General features: G+C 35.0%; 13 protein-coding genes, 1 tRNA gene, 1 rRNA gene and 3 pseudogenes. 12 read left to right on the top strand and 6 right to left on the bottom strand.

What is annotated here, in order from left to right; translation table 11 throughout:
- The first annotated feature begins 80 nt into the window (after window positions 1-80).
- Together M3L71_RS00770 and ffh are read left to right on the top strand one after the other, a co-directional pair.
- Window positions 81-1,640, top strand: coding sequence for a proton-conducting transporter transmembrane domain-containing protein (locus tag M3L71_RS00770; protein WP_280143721.1), 1,560 nt, complete (start codon window positions 81-83; stop codon window positions 1,638-1,640).
- Window positions 1,625-2,968: a signal recognition particle protein gene (gene ffh / locus M3L71_RS00765; RefSeq protein WP_280143720.1), complete on the top strand. Its 1,344-nt coding sequence runs from the start codon at window positions 1,625-1,627 to the stop codon at window positions 2,966-2,968. Before M3L71_RS00770 ends, ffh begins: the two co-directional genes overlap by 16 nt.
- Window positions 2,969-3,117: 149 nt before the next feature.
- Here ffh and M3L71_RS00760 read toward each other — a convergent pair.
- The 3 genes and pseudogenes from M3L71_RS00760 to M3L71_RS00750 form a co-directional block, all read right to left on the bottom strand.
- A pseudogene (locus M3L71_RS00760) lies at window positions 3,118-3,978 on the bottom strand (IS630 family transposase).
- A 55-nt stretch (window positions 3,979-4,033) separates the two neighbouring features.
- Complete coding sequence (locus M3L71_RS00755; protein WP_280144077.1) at window positions 4,034-4,534, bottom strand: IS630 family transposase; 501 nt, start codon at window positions 4,532-4,534, stop codon at window positions 4,034-4,036.
- 28 nt (window positions 4,535-4,562) lie between these two features.
- Window positions 4,563-4,910, bottom strand: a complete 348-nt coding sequence (locus M3L71_RS00750; RefSeq protein WP_264336399.1) for a transposase — start codon at window positions 4,908-4,910, stop codon at window positions 4,563-4,565.
- Window positions 4,911-4,974: 64 nt separating this feature from the next.
- Between M3L71_RS00750 and M3L71_RS00745 the strand changes: the two genes are divergently transcribed.
- The 4 genes from M3L71_RS00745 (at window position 4,975) to M3L71_RS00730 (ending at window position 7,457) form a co-directional block, all read left to right on the top strand.
- A complete protein-coding gene (locus tag M3L71_RS00745) occupies window positions 4,975-5,520 on the top strand; it encodes a hypothetical protein (protein WP_280143719.1) in 546 nt (181 codons plus the stop codon).
- Between the two features lie 58 nt (window positions 5,521-5,578).
- Window positions 5,579-6,475 carry a class I fructose-bisphosphate aldolase gene (locus M3L71_RS00740; RefSeq protein ID WP_280143718.1) on the top strand — a complete coding sequence of 299 codons (897 nt, stop codon included), beginning with the start codon at window positions 5,579-5,581 and terminating at the stop codon, window positions 6,473-6,475.
- Window positions 6,476-6,480: 5 nt separating this feature from the next.
- Window positions 6,481-6,552, top strand: a tRNA-Cys gene (locus M3L71_RS00735).
- A 47-nt stretch (window positions 6,553-6,599) separates the two neighbouring features.
- Window positions 6,600-7,457, top strand: coding sequence for a hypothetical protein (locus M3L71_RS00730; protein WP_280143717.1), 858 nt, complete (start codon window positions 6,600-6,602; stop codon window positions 7,455-7,457).
- On the opposite strand, the gene M3L71_RS00725 is transcribed toward M3L71_RS00730, so the two are convergent.
- Both M3L71_RS00725 and M3L71_RS00720 read right to left on the bottom strand, forming a co-directional pair.
- Entirely contained in the window at window positions 7,454-8,347 is an 894-nt protein-coding gene (locus M3L71_RS00725) for an IS630 family transposase (protein WP_280143716.1), read from the bottom strand. The genes M3L71_RS00730 and M3L71_RS00725 overlap by 4 nt on opposite strands.
- 549 nt (window positions 8,348-8,896) lie before the next feature.
- Window positions 8,897-9,514, bottom strand: coding sequence for a hypothetical protein (locus tag M3L71_RS00720; RefSeq protein WP_280143715.1), 618 nt, complete (start codon window positions 9,512-9,514; stop codon window positions 8,897-8,899).
- A gap of 153 nt (window positions 9,515-9,667) precedes the next feature.
- On the opposite strand from M3L71_RS00720, the gene M3L71_RS00715 reads away from it, so the two are divergent.
- The 5 genes and pseudogenes from M3L71_RS00715 to M3L71_RS00695 form a co-directional block, all read left to right on the top strand.
- Window positions 9,668-11,171: ribosomal RNA gene (locus tag M3L71_RS00715) — 16S ribosomal RNA — on the top strand.
- 102 nt (window positions 11,172-11,273) lie between these two features.
- On the top strand, window positions 11,274-11,651 hold the full coding sequence (sdhC, locus tag M3L71_RS00710) for a succinate dehydrogenase, cytochrome b556 subunit (RefSeq protein ID WP_280143714.1): 378 nt from the start codon (window positions 11,274-11,276) through the stop codon (window positions 11,649-11,651).
- The gene (gene sdhD / locus M3L71_RS00705) at window positions 11,648-12,013 is read left to right on the top strand and encodes a succinate dehydrogenase, hydrophobic membrane anchor protein (protein WP_280143713.1); all 366 of its coding nucleotides are present in this window, start codon (window positions 11,648-11,650) and stop codon (window positions 12,011-12,013) included. Before sdhC ends, sdhD begins: the two co-directional genes overlap by 4 nt.
- A gap of 76 nt (window positions 12,014-12,089) precedes the next feature.
- Entirely contained in the window at window positions 12,090-13,331 is a 1,242-nt protein-coding gene (locus tag M3L71_RS00700; RefSeq protein WP_280143712.1) for a hypothetical protein, read from the top strand.
- Window positions 13,332-13,440: 109 nt separating this feature from the next.
- Window positions 13,441-13,893 (top strand): annotated as a pseudogene (locus tag M3L71_RS00695) (sugar phosphate nucleotidyltransferase); the annotation flags it as partial.
- Here M3L71_RS00695 and M3L71_RS00690 read toward each other — a convergent pair.
- On the bottom strand, window positions 13,856-13,984 hold the full coding sequence (locus M3L71_RS00690; RefSeq protein WP_280143711.1) for a hypothetical protein: 129 nt from the start codon (window positions 13,982-13,984) through the stop codon (window positions 13,856-13,858). The pseudogene M3L71_RS00695 and the gene M3L71_RS00690 sit on opposite strands and share 38 nt — an antisense overlap.
- Here M3L71_RS00690 and M3L71_RS00685 point away from each other — a divergent pair.
- Window positions 13,978-14,984: pseudogene (locus tag M3L71_RS00685) on the top strand (IS630 family transposase). The gene M3L71_RS00690 and the pseudogene M3L71_RS00685 sit on opposite strands and share 7 nt — an antisense overlap.
- Window positions 14,985-14,986 lie beyond the last annotated feature (2 nt).

Here is a 14,986-nt window from a genome sequence, read left to right as displayed (position 1 = left end):
TTAGCTTAACTAGTGGTTAATATGCAAATTGATTTTATTTGTATGTTGAGGTAGCATAAACCATACTGTTTTACATCATTGTGCAACTTTATAAATTTTTATTGCTATTTCTATTGACTACATTAATAGTTATAGTCCTAAAATTACCTGAAAATTTGAGCATTGCAGTAAATTGGTCTCTCCCAATTCTAGATTTTGATTTATCTTTTCGTACCATACTAATATCTTTTTTATCAGTTGCATTTTTAGCTGTTCTACCAGCACAAAATTTGACTTTTTCAGAGATGCTATCTTTTTTTGCTTATACTACCTGCTCACTCTGTGCAATTTTATCCAAGCAGATAATGTTGGTTATAATATTCTTTGAATTAATGACCATCAGTGCATTTTTTATTATCGCAGCTAGCTGTAGAGATAGTGGATCTGCAATAAGGTACGCTTGTGTACACTTTTTGGTTGGAGTTATATTGACAGCAGGATTGGCACTTCAAATCACTAACCTGATAATTTTGGGTTTATTGATAAACTGCGCTTGTTTCCCTTTTTCGTTTTGGGTTGTTGATGCATATCCTGCTGCATCACTACATGGCACTACATATCTCTCTTTATTTACCACTAAAGTCTCTTTTTTAGTGATGCTTTTACACACTTACACCCTATGGCAAGATTGTACTGAAATATTAGCACTTGTAGGCGCCATCACTGTAATTTACAGCATTATATTTGCTTCTCTTGAGCAAAATATTCGTAGATTTCTATGCTATAACGTTGTAGGACAAATGGGCTTGGTGATTATTGCAGGAGGTTTACTTAGCCCTTCGGAAAAGGCAATACCAATTTTGATACTGCATATAATCTTCTCTCTTGTTTATCAATCATTATTGTTTGTGGTCAGCAATTCGATTATTTCACTAACAAAAACAATTAGTTTTAATGGAGTGGGTGAACTGATGTCAGTGGAAGGCATGTGTGCTATAATCGCAATACTTACAATGGCTGCATTTCCTGGAACCGCTGGATTTATCAGTAAATCATATATCACAGCTGAAATTGAAATGAACACTGTTGCCTTAAAAGGGTATAAAAATTTATATAAGGTTCTAAATTTGCTGCTTCATTTAAGCGTTGGGCTAAAGTTTCTTTATTACTTATTTATTGAAAAAAGTAAGTCAAAACCTTTAGCAGAGAGGGGAGGCAAAATGACTATGATTATTTTAGCATTTATATGCGTAATCGCTGGCAATCCTTACTTACCTATTTACAATAAACCTTCGATTTTCGATTTTGTGTACAACACAAAAAATATTTTGTCGCAATTTAATTTGTTAATATGTACCACTTTATTGTTTATTCCTTTACGCAAGTTATTTTACCCGAGAGTAAATTTTAAAATGGATGTCGATTGGATTTTTAGAGTTTTCATATCCTATATTGTCTTGCTGTTCAATCAGTTAGTCTCTAAAACTAGAGAAATGTTTGCCGGCGTAGAGCAAAACTTGACTAATTCACTTACTGGTTTATACTTTAATAATATTAGTAAACTTAAAGAAGTGCTGGGTTATAACTCAGTGAGTTTTGTTTCAGCTTCTTCTCTATTTTTAATGAGTATTCTACTAATGCTATTATGTTTAAATCGTTAACTGAAAGTTTAAATTCTGTATTTAGTAAACTGAGAGGAAAGTCGATCATTTCTGAAGATGATTTTAATCTTGCCATGCGTGAAATACGTATAGCTTTAATTGAAGCTGACGTTTCACTTGAAGTTGCAAAAAAATTCATCAACGACATTAAAGATAAAGTGATTGGGGAAAAAGTCATAAAAAGTGTTTCCCCAGCACAAATGATAATTAAAATTGTGCAGGATAATTTAGTTGCAGTTCTCGGATCAGAGAAAAGTGACTTAAATCTAGCAGTTAAACTCCCTGCTGTGATTATGATGGTGGGCTTACAAGGTGCAGGTAAAACAACTACCTCAGGAAAGCTTGCTTTCAAGCTAAAAAAGCAAAAGAAAAAAGTGATGCTTGCCTCTTTAGACATTTATAGGCCGGCTGCCCAGAAACAACTTGAGGTGCTAGGTAAACAGATAGACGTACAAACTTTATCTATAGTAATAAATGAGGAGCCTATTGCAATTACAAAAAGGGCACTGGCAGCAGCAAAGAACGATAATTATGATGTATTAATACTAGACACCGCAGGCAGGCTTCATATTGACAATAATATGATGAATGAGTTGAAAGCCTTAAAGGAAATAGCTTCACCTGCAGAAGTTATTTTAGTAGCCGACGCAATGATAGGCCAGGATGCGGTCAACATTGCCAAATCATTCAATGAGGTAATAGGTGTAACCGGCATTATTCTCACCCGTGTTGATGGTGATGCACGTGGTGGTGCTGCTCTTTCTATGAAAATGATCACCGATTGTCCAATTAAATTTATTGCTTGTGGTGAAAAATTAAGTGACCTCGATGATTTTTATCCCGATAGAATTGCAAAGAGGATACTTAGCATGGGTGATGTTGTATCATTGGTTGAAAAAGCTGCTGAGATTGTTGGTCAGGAAGAAATTGATAAGTTACAAAAGAAAGTAAAAAAGGGTAAATTCGACCTAAACGACCTAGTGGGAATGTTAAAAACTCTGAGTAAAATGGATGGCATTAGCAACATAATGAAATTCATCCCTAGTTCATTCACAAAAAAGCTAAGTAGCAGTGTGCCAGACGACAATAAAGTGAAAAAATATATAGCCATCATAAACTCAATGACCGAAAAAGAAAGGCAAAATCCAGATATTTTAAATGGCAAAAGAAGACTTAGAATTTCTAAGGGGTCCGGAACAAGTGTAACTGACGTTAATCTTCTAATTAAGCAGTATAATCAAATGAGCTCTATGGTGAATAAATTCAGTAAAGTTGATCATAATAAACTCAAAGAATCTGATTTAATGGATATGCTGAGCAGAAAATAAATCAGCAGGTAGTAGAATGAAATAAAATCATCAGTTGTAACTGCTGTTGAGTAGTGAAGTAACAAATTCAATAAATTTCCGCAGTTGGAATTGGCATAATAATAAAAATTGATATAAGTTATAGCTCTTTTCATAATAGTCCGGAAAGTTCATAGAAAAGCAGAATCAACAGCATGACGAAAAGATGTGAATAGAGGGATGTTTTTCCTAGCTCTATTTTTTATAGCAAACCAATGATGCTCAATTTTATTGAAATCTGGGGAATACGTAGGAAGATACAAAATTTCAGCACCAACTTCTTTAGCAAGTTCAGTAATCTTATTAGACTTATGAAAAGTAGCATTATCAAGGATAACAGTTTGTCCAGGTTCCAAAATCGGTGTCAAAAACTGCTCAAACCATTTATTAAAGATATCCATATTACAATGGCCCTCAAATGTTAACGGAACAACTATTTTTCTACTATTTAGAGCTGCAATCATGCTAATTCGTTGAGTTTTCTTTCCAGATTTTAGGGCATAAAATCGCTGTCCTTTCTGAGAATATCCATAGGGATAGTCTTCGGTATTATCAATACCAGATTCATCTATATATACTAAGTTTTGAGGTTCTTTCGTTGCTATAATTTTCAAAAATTCAGCACGTTTTTCTTCATTCCTTTCTTTGTATCCATATGTCTTTTTTTGCGTGTGAGTCCAATTTTTTTAAGAGCTAGATGAATCGTTGGGATACTAACATTACTCCAAAGCTTAGCCATTTCCGATAGAGTTTTTCCACCATGTTTTTTTGGCAAATTCAGTAAATTTATTCCAGTCGGTAATTTTATGATTATAACCTCCATTTCCAAGTTTTTTCGACTGAAAATCTCCTGTTTCTTTTTTTCTTTGCTGCCACTCCCATAATGTAGTTCTTCCAATTTTAAATCTTGCTGCTACCGTTTCTCTGCTTTCCCCTTCGTCTAGTACCTCCATTGCTTTTTTTCTTAAATCATAACTATATGCTGCTGGCATGCTTATACCAATTCCCGCTATAGAAAGAACAGATAGAGAATAATGGGGAAAAAAGTCATACTATAGTATTTTCTAAAATGAATGGATAAATTTCCATTATGGTATTACCAACCAAAAGTTGTAAGTCTGTACATTTATACATTAGAGGTCTGAGGCGGCTTTTGATGGTATGCCAACAGTGTTCTATGGGATTCAAATCTGGTGAATATGTTGGAAGATACAGCACATGAAAGCCAAAAGACTCTATTAATGATTTTGTTTTAGTGGTCTTATGAAATGTAGCATTATCCATAACTATGGTTGTGCCAAGTGGCAATTTAGGTAATAACATCTTCTCCAACAATATATTGAATACCTCTTTTTCACACCCACCTTTGAAAGTCATTGGTGCAATAAATCTCATTCCAATCCACCCGGCTACTATACTGATTCTCTCTCGAGTTCTCCCTGGAATATCTGCATAAATTTTCTTTCCTCTTGGAGCACGTCCATATTCTCGGTATAACTTATTATCAACTCCTGCTTCATCTATATATAAGATGCTGGAATGTTCTATTTTTGAGATTTTATCAATAAATTGCTGCCTATCTTCTTGATTGCGCTCTTGATATAGTGTGACTTTTTTTTAAAGTAATTTTTAGCTGTTTTAGTCTATACCAAATTGAATTTATTCCAAATCCAAGATTTTGTTTCATCTCTGCCAGAGTATGATCTGGATTCTTTGTAACATATTCTTCGAGTATTTTTGGGTCTATTTTTCGAATAAAGCTACCGTTTTTAGATGGCTTTAAGCTTTCACCAGCAGCTTTCTTTTTTAACCAGCGGTACAGAGTTGCTATTCCTATCTCCATGAGCTCTGCTATCTCAACCTTTGTCTTCCCTTTTTCTATCATCAATACTGCCTTTTCCCTTAAATCCACACTATATGCCATTATAACTCAAATACTTTGTTATACCTTTATCATTTGCTTTGGGAAATACTATAACAGTGGCAAAGTGCAAAACATCGCTTCTCAATTTTATGCATTCAGCATAGGGATTTGGCCATTGTTGTTCATGATATCCTTTGGCATTATTTATGCAGCAAGTAAACAAAGTGGTTCACAAGAAGGAAATATGGATAGATTCAACCGAAGGTTTAATTTACTTATTGCTGCTGATAATTATGTGATATGTATTGCAGTAGCGTTTGCTGTGTGCAGTTTAGCATCGGAAATTGCACAAAATGGCTGGCCTGTTCAATATGGAACAATGCTGATAGTTAATTTGGCATTGGATTTATTACTGATTGCTTTACTTAGAACTTTTACGAAAGCTTCTGAATTATATAGTGAGCACTGCATCCAGCGTTTATACGAAGAAGATGCAGAATTTAGCTACAAGGAAAAGTTTGCATGGTATGACTATAAATTAGTGCTTATGCCGCTCATTCTTCCTATTGTTAAAATGTATTTTGAAGATTTAATTCAAGAAAAACCACAACAGCACACCACCGATCCTAAAGTTACACCTTTAAATATAGGTGTAGGAGCAAGAGTATAAAAAGGTCTTTGCTTCAACTATAGTTTTTGCTATACTTTAAGTAAATTTGAAGATGTTAATGAGTGAAGAAGTAAAACAAATCCTAAGTTATTACGAAAGTGAAAATCCTGGAGTAAAAGCAAATCTTGCTCGTATTCTTATGCATGGAAAACTTAGTGGAATTGGCAAGTTAGTAATTCTTCCTGTAGATCAAGGATTTGAGCATGGGCCAATAAAAAGTTTTGAAGTTAATCCTGATGCTTACGATCCGCATTATCATTTTCAGCTTGCAGTTGATTCGGGAGTAAGCGCATATGCTGCTCCGCTTGGTATGATCGAAGCTGGTGCTTCAACTTATGCTGGAATGCTACCACTTATTTTGAAGCTTAATAGTGCTAACTCCTTGCACTCGAAAAACTTAACTTCTGATCAAGCAATAACTGCTTCTGTAAAAGATGCGCTGCGTTTGGGTTGCATAGCTGTTGGGTTTACTATATATCCTGGTTCTGCTAAGTGCTTCGATATGATGGAAGAAGCTCGCGAAATTATAGCTGAGGCTAAGTCTTGCGGCCTTGCCGTAGTGCTATGGTCTTATCCACGCGGTGAAGGAATTTCCAAAGAAGGCGAAACAGCAGTTGATGTTATTGCCTATGCTGCGCACATAGCAGCTTTACTTGGCGCTAATATAATCAAAGTAAAACTTCCAATTAACTATTTGGAAAGGGAGAAAATAGAAACAGAAAATATTGAGTCATTATCTAAAAGAATTGAATATGTTAAAAGATCTTGTTTTGCAGGGAAAAGAATAGTAGTTTTTTCTGGTGGCGAGTCGAAATCAGTGAATGACATATGCAATGAAGCGAAAGAAATTAAGCAAGGCGGTGGTAATGGTTCAATTATCGGGCGTAACACTTTTCAAAGAAAAAGAGAGGATGCTTTATCTATGCTAAAAGATATAATGGATATCTATGCATAAAAAACGGCTGGGTGGCAGAATGGCTTATGCGGAGGACTGCAAATCCTTTTATACCGGTTCAATTCCGGTCCCGGCCTCTTGCTCCAATTAGATCGTTTTTTCTTCTGAAATTTTAACAAGAAGTGTGGATTTTAATGAAATATTTAAAAAAATAAGATACTATATTCAAAATATAAGCAGTAAAATGCCAAAGAGATTAACAGAAGTTTTATTATTGATTGGTTTGCCCTTCTTGCTTACCAGTTGCACTTTTCACTATTTATTAAAGAGCTCGTATACTCATCTTGCACCAGAAAAGTACCCTTCATCCAATAAACAGACGGTTTACGTCGGTACAGCTTACAGTGCACAGACTATATATAATGCGTTATTTAATGACTTTCTGTTAATAGGTAAGTCATCATTCACAGCCAAACATGGGCGTGCTAGTCAATATGTTAACTATGGAAGAGAAGTTGGAGCAGATGTGATAATCGTATCATTTCAAAATATGCAAAAGGATAAAGAGCATTTTAGCATCACAGAAAAACTATTATGGGACACAAGCTTAACAACATTTCATACAAGGACCATTATAAACTTTGATCAGGACGTACTCTTTCTAAAAAAGGTAGGTGATGCAAAAGCTCCATGGGAATATGTCAAAGGAGAGTTCAAGCTTCACGAAAAAGACGATACTGATCCATATCTAGGGAATTGGGTAGGGTATAGAATATGCAAGATTGCAATATCTTCTTCAGAAGATGAATACTTAGGATTTGTAAATGAAGATAATTGTAAAGAAAAATCTGGAATAAATAAGATGCTTGCTTGGAAAAATGGGGATGTAAGGTTGCGGATTAATAAACAATCAAAACAGGGATTTTATTTAAATCGAAATAAGATTCCTATACTAATAAAATCTCAAATTAACAAATTTGGCTACCTCGAATTAGTAGATAAAAATACTGATCAAGTTCTGGTTTCCCTTCAGAAAAATTAGTTTTTACTACTCCTAGAAACTATAGTATTTTCTAAAATGAATGGATAAATTTCCATTATGGTATTACCAACCAAAAGTTGTAAGTCTGTACATTTATACATTAGAGGTCTGAGGCGGCTTTTGATGGTATGCCAACAGTGTTCTATGGGATTCAAATCTGGTGAATATGTTGGAAGATACAGCACATGAAAGCCAAAAGACTCTATTAATGATTTTGTTTTAGTGGTCTTATGAAATGTAGCATTATCCATAACTATGGTTGTGCCAAGTGGCAATTTAGGTAATAACATCTTCTCCAACAATATATTGAATACCTCTTTTTCACACCCACCTTTGAAAGTCATTGGTGCAATAAATCTCATTCCAATCCACCCGGCTACTATACTGATTCTCTCTCGAGTTCTCCCTGGAATATCTGCATAAATTTTCTTTCCTCTTGGAGCACGTCCATATTCTCGGTATAACTTATTATCAACTCCTGCTTCATCTATATATAAGATGCTGGAATGTTCTATTTTTGAGATTTTATCAATAAATTGCTGCCTATCTTCTTGATTGCGCTCTTGATATAGTGTGACTTTTTTTAAAGTAATTTTTAGCTGTTTTAGTCTATACCAAATTGAATTTATTCCAAATCCAAGATTTTGTTTCATCTCTGCCAGAGTATGATCTGGATTCTTTGTAACATATTCTTCGAGTATTTTTGGGTCTATTTTTCGAATAAAGCTACCGTTTTTAGATGGCTTTAAGCTTTCACCAGCAGCTTTCTTTTTTAACCAGCGGTACAGAGTTGCTATTCCTATCTCCATGAGCTCTGCTATCTCAACCTTTGTCTTCCCTTTTTCTATCATCAATACTGCCTTTTCCCTTAAATCCACACTATATGCCATTATAACTCAAATACTTTGTTATACCTTTATCATTTGCTTTGGGAAATACTATGTCTGCGTAGCTGAATGGTAAAGGGAGGGGGGTAAACAAAGTAATCTAAAATATAGAGAAAATACAACGGTGCTTGATACATAGCTATTGCGATTTTATCCTCTTTTTGTCATTTTAGTGCTAGAATGACATTCTGCGAGTGAAGTTTATTCTTTGATATATTAACTATAAATATAGAGAAGTCTTACTAAATAAAAAAGGTAAAAGAACCTCTGAGTAGTAAAGTTTTGACTCTATATTACTGTAAGTGGTGCTGTAATGATGTTCTAACAAGCGTGACTTGGCTGAGTATAGAAAAAATTAAAAAACCGCTATAATTTTACGTAATCTACCAATAAACACCTAAGTTTTTACTGGATTTTGTGATTGATTCTGCAGGTCAAAAACAAATTTTGAGTCATAAATACTTTTAGTGCCATAATAAAATAGGGAGGTTTGTCAAGTAAAGTTCTTTATTTCATCAGATGCGCTGCCAAATTGTTATGCAAGCAAGTTTTTTAGTTTTCGTATATCCGAAGTAATTCTTGTGCATTAGCCTTGATTAGAGTCGGACATTCTCTATCATTTAATAATGAATGCAATATTTCAATTGCACCTTTAATGTCGTTACTGTGTATCTTTACTATAGCGATAGCTTCTTGGCTTGAATAAGGGTACACTGCATTTGATTCTAAATTACTAATTTTATCTCTATTTGTTTTTTCACCGCTGGAGTGAAGTAAGCTCATTACTTCTAAGTATTGTGCTAACTCACGCAAAACATCAGGAGCATCTTTATCGTCTGCCAAATCATTATAAATAATAGATGCTGTGTCTATTGGCATTGAATCTGAGATATGATTGAATGCGCGTTCAAAATTTGCTAAATACTCCCAATTTGAATCTATTTCTTCTAGCAGTGACTTATTATCTTTTTTTAAGAATAATATTTCGTAAAACTTGTCACCTGAAGTTATAGATTGTTTTGTGTTATCAATGTTGCGCAATAAGTATAATGTGATGCCAACTAACATTGGCGCGAGTGCAAGCAGAAAGGTGTATTTTTTCATGGTAATATTCCAAATAGTTATATATTTATACATTAATGCTTTTGATTTGCAAAAACATATTGACATAGTGATTATATCACATAATAATATTCTTAGAGTTGTTTGAATAGTTGGAGATTAAAATATTTCTAAAGTAGAAATAAAGACAGCAGTATTAAGCTAAATTATTTTTTGTCGGATTTATCCGATGTACCCTCAACCTTTTATAGGTTGAAGTCTAAATTTGAGAGTTTGATCCTGGCTCAGAATGAACGCTGGCGGCAGGCCTAACACATGCAAGTCGAACGGAGTTGTACTGTAGCTTGCTATGGTATAACTTAGTGGCAGACGGGTGAGTAATGTATAGGAATCTACCTAGTAGTACGGAATAATTGTTGGAAACGGCAACTAATACCGTATACGCCCTACGGGGGAAAAATTTATTGCTATTAGATGAGCCTATATTAGATTAGCTAGTTGGTGGAGTAATAGCCTACCAAGGCAATGATCTATAGCTGATCTGAGAGGATGATCAGCCACACTGGAACTGAGATAAGGTCCAGACTCCTACGGGAGGCAGCAGTGGGGAATATTGGACAATGGGCGAAAGCCTGATCCAGCCATGCCGCATGAGTGAAGAAGGCCTTTGGGTTGTAAAGCTCTTTTAGTGAGGAAGATAATGACGGTACTCACAGAAGAAGTCCTGGCTAACTCCGTGCCAGCAGCCGCGGTAATACGGAGAGGGCTAGCGTTATTCGGAATTATTGGGCGTAAAGGGCGCGTAGGCTGGTTAATAAGTTAAAAGTGAAATCCCGAGGCTTAACCTTGGAATTGCTTTTAAAACTATTAATCTAGAGATTGAAAGAGGATAGAGGAATTCCTGATGTAGAGGTAAAATTCGTAAATATTAGGAGGAACACCAGTGGCGAAGGCGTCTATCTGGTTCAAATCTGACGCTGAAGCGCGAAGGCGTGGGGAGCAAACAGGATTAGATACCCTGGTAGTCCACGCTGTAAACGATGAATGTTAAATATGGGAAGTTTACTTTCTGTATTACAGCTAACGCGTTAAACATTCCGCCTGGGGACTACGGTCGCAAGATTAAAACTCAAAGGAATTGACGGGGACCCGCACAAGCGGTGGAGCATGTGGTTTAATTCGATGCAACGCGAAAAACCTTACCACTTCTTGACATGGAAATCATACCTATTCGAAGGGATAGGGTCGGTTCGGCCGGATTTTACACAAGTGTTGCATGGCTGTCGTCAGCTCGTGTCGTGAGATGTTGGGTTAAGTCCCGCAACGAGCGCAACCCTCATCCTTAGTTGCTATCAGGTAATGCTGAGTACTTTAAGGAAACTGCCAGTGATAAGCTGGAGGAAGGTGGGGATGATGTCAAGTCATCATGGCCTTTATGGAGTGGGCTACACACGTGCTACAATGGTGTCTACAATGGGCTGCAAGGTGCGCAAGCCTAAGCTAATCCCTAAAAAACATCTCAGTTCGGATTGTACTCTGCAACTCGAGTACATGAAGTTGGAATCGCTAGTAATCGTGGATCAGCATGCCACGGTGAATACGTTCTCGGGTCTTGTACACACTGCCCGTCACGCCATGGGAATTGGTTTCACTCGAAGCTAATGGCCTAACCGCAAGGAAGGAGTTATTTAAAGTGGGATCAGTGACTGGGGTGAAGTCGTAACAAGGTAGCAGTAGGGGAATCTGCAGCTGGATTACCTCCTTAGGCTTTGTACGTAATTCACCATTTCAAATAATAGTGTCATTATGTACTATACTGCTGTCTTTACTTCTACTTTATTTTTTAATTTCTCGATAACGAAATTTTATGAGTGACAGGCCTCTTTCCCCACATTTACAAATATATAAAATACAAGTTACTAGTTTTTTTTCTATTATGCATAGATTGACTGGTATCTTGCTACTTCTTTTATTAATCATACTTTCTTGGTATTTTATATTATATGTTTACTCCCCTAAGTTAATTATAGTAAGGTGCTTAAATGCATTATTGTTCACTCCTCTTGCTAAATTAGCTTATATCTTATGCTTTGTAAGCTTTATGTATCATTTTCTTAATGGTATTCGTCATTTATTGTGGGATGCTGGGCTTAATTTAGAAATTGCTAGTGTTTTAAAAAGTGCTATATTACTAACAATAATGCTATTTCTTTCTACTATGGCTTTTTTATTTATATTTATATGAGTCAATCTGTAAATTCAGTACATCATTGGTGGATCCAGCGTGTTTCTGCGGTGATTTTGTTATTTTTATTTCCTTGGTTTATTTACTCATTTTCTTGCACATTTTATGTTGATAGCCCTTTATCTTTTAATGAAAAATTATTTCAGTCTATTAATCATCCACTAGAGCTTTTGTTTTTTGTTATACTGGTGTTTTGCATTTTTTGGCATGCAGTTCTTGGAATGCAGGTAGTGTGTGAAGATTATATAGACAGCGTACCTCTAAGGATTTTTACAATTACATGCATAAAATACTTATCAGCCATTACTTATATAGTCCTTGCTTTTACGACTTTTTTCTTTTATAGGCATATTTTCTTGTAAAGTTACCAGTTTTATGTTAATATATTATTAGTGTACTAGTTTTATTATTGAACTATAGCGATTTTGGTTTGACAACATGTTCGGAGTGTTAAAAAAAGCAGTAACAGATTTTACACTTAAAGCAAGAGGTTTATTTGCTTCATCTGAATCTCAAATTTATGTCAAGGATCTTAGAAAGGTAATGACCTATATAGATGGAAGAAAATGCAAATATCCAAAGAATTACGATCAGATTGTAAAATCTGGGAAAATTACAGAACATGAGAATAGTAATGGTGAAACTATATATAAACTTTTGTATGACAAGAAAACTTTTGAACTAGCTCTTGTCGAGAAAGCGGATGACAGGTCCTATTTTACCATTGACTTTTTAGTTAATCGGGAAAAAAACAAGGATGTTAAGCATTATGATAGCTACTATAAACCATTTGGGTTTTCAAAAATTGATCTTGAAAAACATATTCCAATTTTTGAAGCTCGGGAAAAAGATGATAAGTTTGAGCTAACTACTTCCTCTTTTCTTGCTAAAAAAGGCTGCTCTATCAATGATAAAACAGGAAAGGTTAATGAAGAGTATAGAGATGAGAAAGGGAGAAACGGTAAGCTATTATACACTAGTAATTATAAAAAACTAAGCACCCATTTTTCTGAAATTAGAGACCAGAGTGGTAATCTAGAACTGGATAAGAGTCTTATATCTGTTCCTATTGTTTCTGCTGCGGGTTTAGCTAAGATTTGCGCTAGAATGCTGACTTTTATTCCTATGAAATTAGGGGAGAATTTGATAGGCAGACAAAATCCAATTGCAAAATCTTTTGGTTATCTTTTTTTCACTCCTGCAGTGGCAGTAAAAAATTTAGCAAATATGGGAGCTACAATACTTAAGGTTCCAATTTTATTATTTGTAGCAAATGAGAAAAAGTATGGTGATGCTTATCTTACTATGTGGAAACATCAATTGAAAGAATGTTGGAAAGAAGTAAAAAGCGACTTTAATGTTGTTACAAATGGGGAAAGGCCAAAGCCGAAGCAGAAAGATCATAAGCCACTTAGCATAGCGGGTGCATGGAAAGAGCTTAACGCTAGAAAATCAGATATTGAAAAAAACTTAGAGAAGGGGTTGAGCAAAAATAGTGAAAGTATAGATAAATCTAGAGAACTAGGTGTTGGAGAAAGCTTAAAGGAAAAGCTGCAAAACAAAACTGATGAAAAAATATCTGCAGCAGTTAATCAAAAAAGCAACATTCCTCATATTGATAGAGAGATAGAAAGAAGACAAGACTCATCACGAAATGTAGGGACTCCATCACGCTCGTAGTCAACCATCACTTTAAATTACTTTTTACTTTAATCATCTCACAATAAAAACTTGCGTGCATTTTGCCGTTAGTATAAGATATTAATCAAATAGTTAATATCTTAATTAAATGCGCCCTGTAATACTGTGTGGTGGTAGTGGCAGCAGACTTTGGCCTCTATCTAAGCCAAAGCAATTTCAGAAAATATTTAGTCAGAATACTATGTTTCACAACACTTTGTTGAGGCTAAAAGGCGATTATATGCCACCCATCATTACCACAAATATACAATATGAGTCATTATTGATGCAGGAATTACATGCATTACAGGAATGTAAAGTAGTTTTTGAAACAGTTAAAATTGGGACAGCGTCAGCAATACTAATTGCTGTGCTTCTCTGCGATAGGAACGAGACAATCTTAGTTCTGCCTTCAGACCATTTTATAGGTGATTTGAATAGTTTTTATGTTTCTATTGAGAAAGCGTCTAAGCTAGCCTCTGAAACTGACTCTATAGTCACTTTTGGGGTAAAGCCTCATGAATTCAATTCTGAATACGGCTATATAAATGCAGTATATGGTCATACCAATTCCCGCTATAGAAAGAACAGATAGAGAATAATGGGGAAAAAGTCATACTAGAGTAAGTGAAATAGCGAGGTATAAATGGCATTAAGGTCAAAACTATTAGACGAAAGAGTTGTAAATTTAGCGAAAGAAATGTTAAAAAAGGTAAGAAATAACGCATATGTTTCAAAAAAGTTACAAGCGGTGATAGCAGGAAAAGAAAGTAGTATAAGCGCTGTGGCAAGAATATGTAAAATTTCAAGGACTGCTTTGACTGAATGGATAAAGCATCTAAAATTTGGTAGAGTAGAAAAATTATTTGCCCCGTTTCAGCGGAGAAGAAAAAGCAAATTAAACAAAAATCAACGTGAGCAAATTGAAATATGGGTAGAAAGAAATCCAAATATTACTATTAAGGAAGTACAAATAAAAATCTCAGAGGAATTTGCCCTAAACATCAGCAAATCAACAGTGCACCGTGAGATACAAAGGATGAAATTTTCTTACATAACACCGAGGCCAATGCACCATAAACAAGATAAAAACAAGCAAGAAGAGTTTAAAAGATACTTCAATAAAATAGTCAATTTCCACCCTAAAAGGGAGGTGTATTTTTTGATGAATCACGATTTGGGACTCATTCAAAAATCGGACACGGATGGTTTAAAAAAGGGGTCAGAACGCAGGTTAAAATGAAAATTGGTAGACAAAATTTCTATATCTAAAGTGCGGTAAATCCAAGAAGTGGTAAGAAAATTAGCCTACTTGCTCCATATGTAAACACTGATTGTATGAATATATTTCTGGAGCAGATGTCGAAAGATTTAGGCACGAAAGAAGCCTTTCTTGTAATGGATTGTGCAAGTTGGCATAGATCAAAAAGTTTGAAAATTCAGGAAAACATTACCATCATATACTTGCCTCCTTATTCACCGGAACTGAATCCTGTTGAAAGGTTGTGGCAATATATCAAATACAATACTTTACGCAATAGTATCTACGATACCATAGGTTTACTTGAAGATGTTTTGTGTAATTCTATTGTCAATATTTCCAGTACTACTATTAAACGAGTTTGTAATGTTTCTTATTTGTTCCGTCAGTAATG

This window comes from Wolbachia endosymbiont of Frankliniella intonsa (genome assembly GCF_029856955.1).
Classification (GTDB): domain Bacteria; phylum Pseudomonadota; class Alphaproteobacteria; order Rickettsiales; family Anaplasmataceae; genus Wolbachia.
The sequence above is the reverse complement of the archived record's forward strand: the minus strand, read 5'-3'. Positions and strand labels throughout refer to the sequence as shown.

What these genes read in the sequence shown, in the direction of transcription:
- M3L71_RS00740 (WP_280143718.1), top strand. Translation starts at nt 5,579, where the DNA reads ATGAGTGAAGAAGTAAAACAAATCCTAAGTTATTACGAAAGTGAAAAT.
- M3L71_RS00750 (WP_264336399.1), bottom strand. Translation starts at nt 4,910, where the DNA reads ATGGCATATAGTGTGGATTTAAGGGAAAAGGCAGTATTGATGATAGAA.
- M3L71_RS00725 (WP_280143716.1), bottom strand. Translation starts at nt 8,347, where the DNA reads ATGGCATATAGTGTGGATTTAAGGGAAAAGGCAGTATTGATGATAGAA.
- sdhD (WP_280143713.1), top strand. Translation starts at nt 11,648, where the DNA reads ATGAGTCAATCTGTAAATTCAGTACATCATTGGTGGATCCAGCGTGTT.
- ffh (WP_280143720.1), top strand. Translation starts at nt 1,625, where the DNA reads ATGTTTAAATCGTTAACTGAAAGTTTAAATTCTGTATTTAGTAAACTG.
- M3L71_RS00690 (WP_280143711.1), bottom strand. Translation starts at nt 13,984, where the DNA reads ATGCCATTTATACCTCGCTATTTCACTTACTCTAGTATGACTTTTTCC.
- M3L71_RS00700 (WP_280143712.1), top strand. Translation starts at nt 12,090, where the DNA reads ATGTTCGGAGTGTTAAAAAAAGCAGTAACAGATTTTACACTTAAAGCA.
- sdhC (WP_280143714.1), top strand. Translation starts at nt 11,274, where the DNA reads ATGAGTGACAGGCCTCTTTCCCCACATTTACAAATATATAAAATACAA.
- M3L71_RS00720 (WP_280143715.1), bottom strand. Translation starts at nt 9,514, where the DNA reads ATGTCAATATGTTTTTGCAAATCAAAAGCATTAATGTATAAATATATA.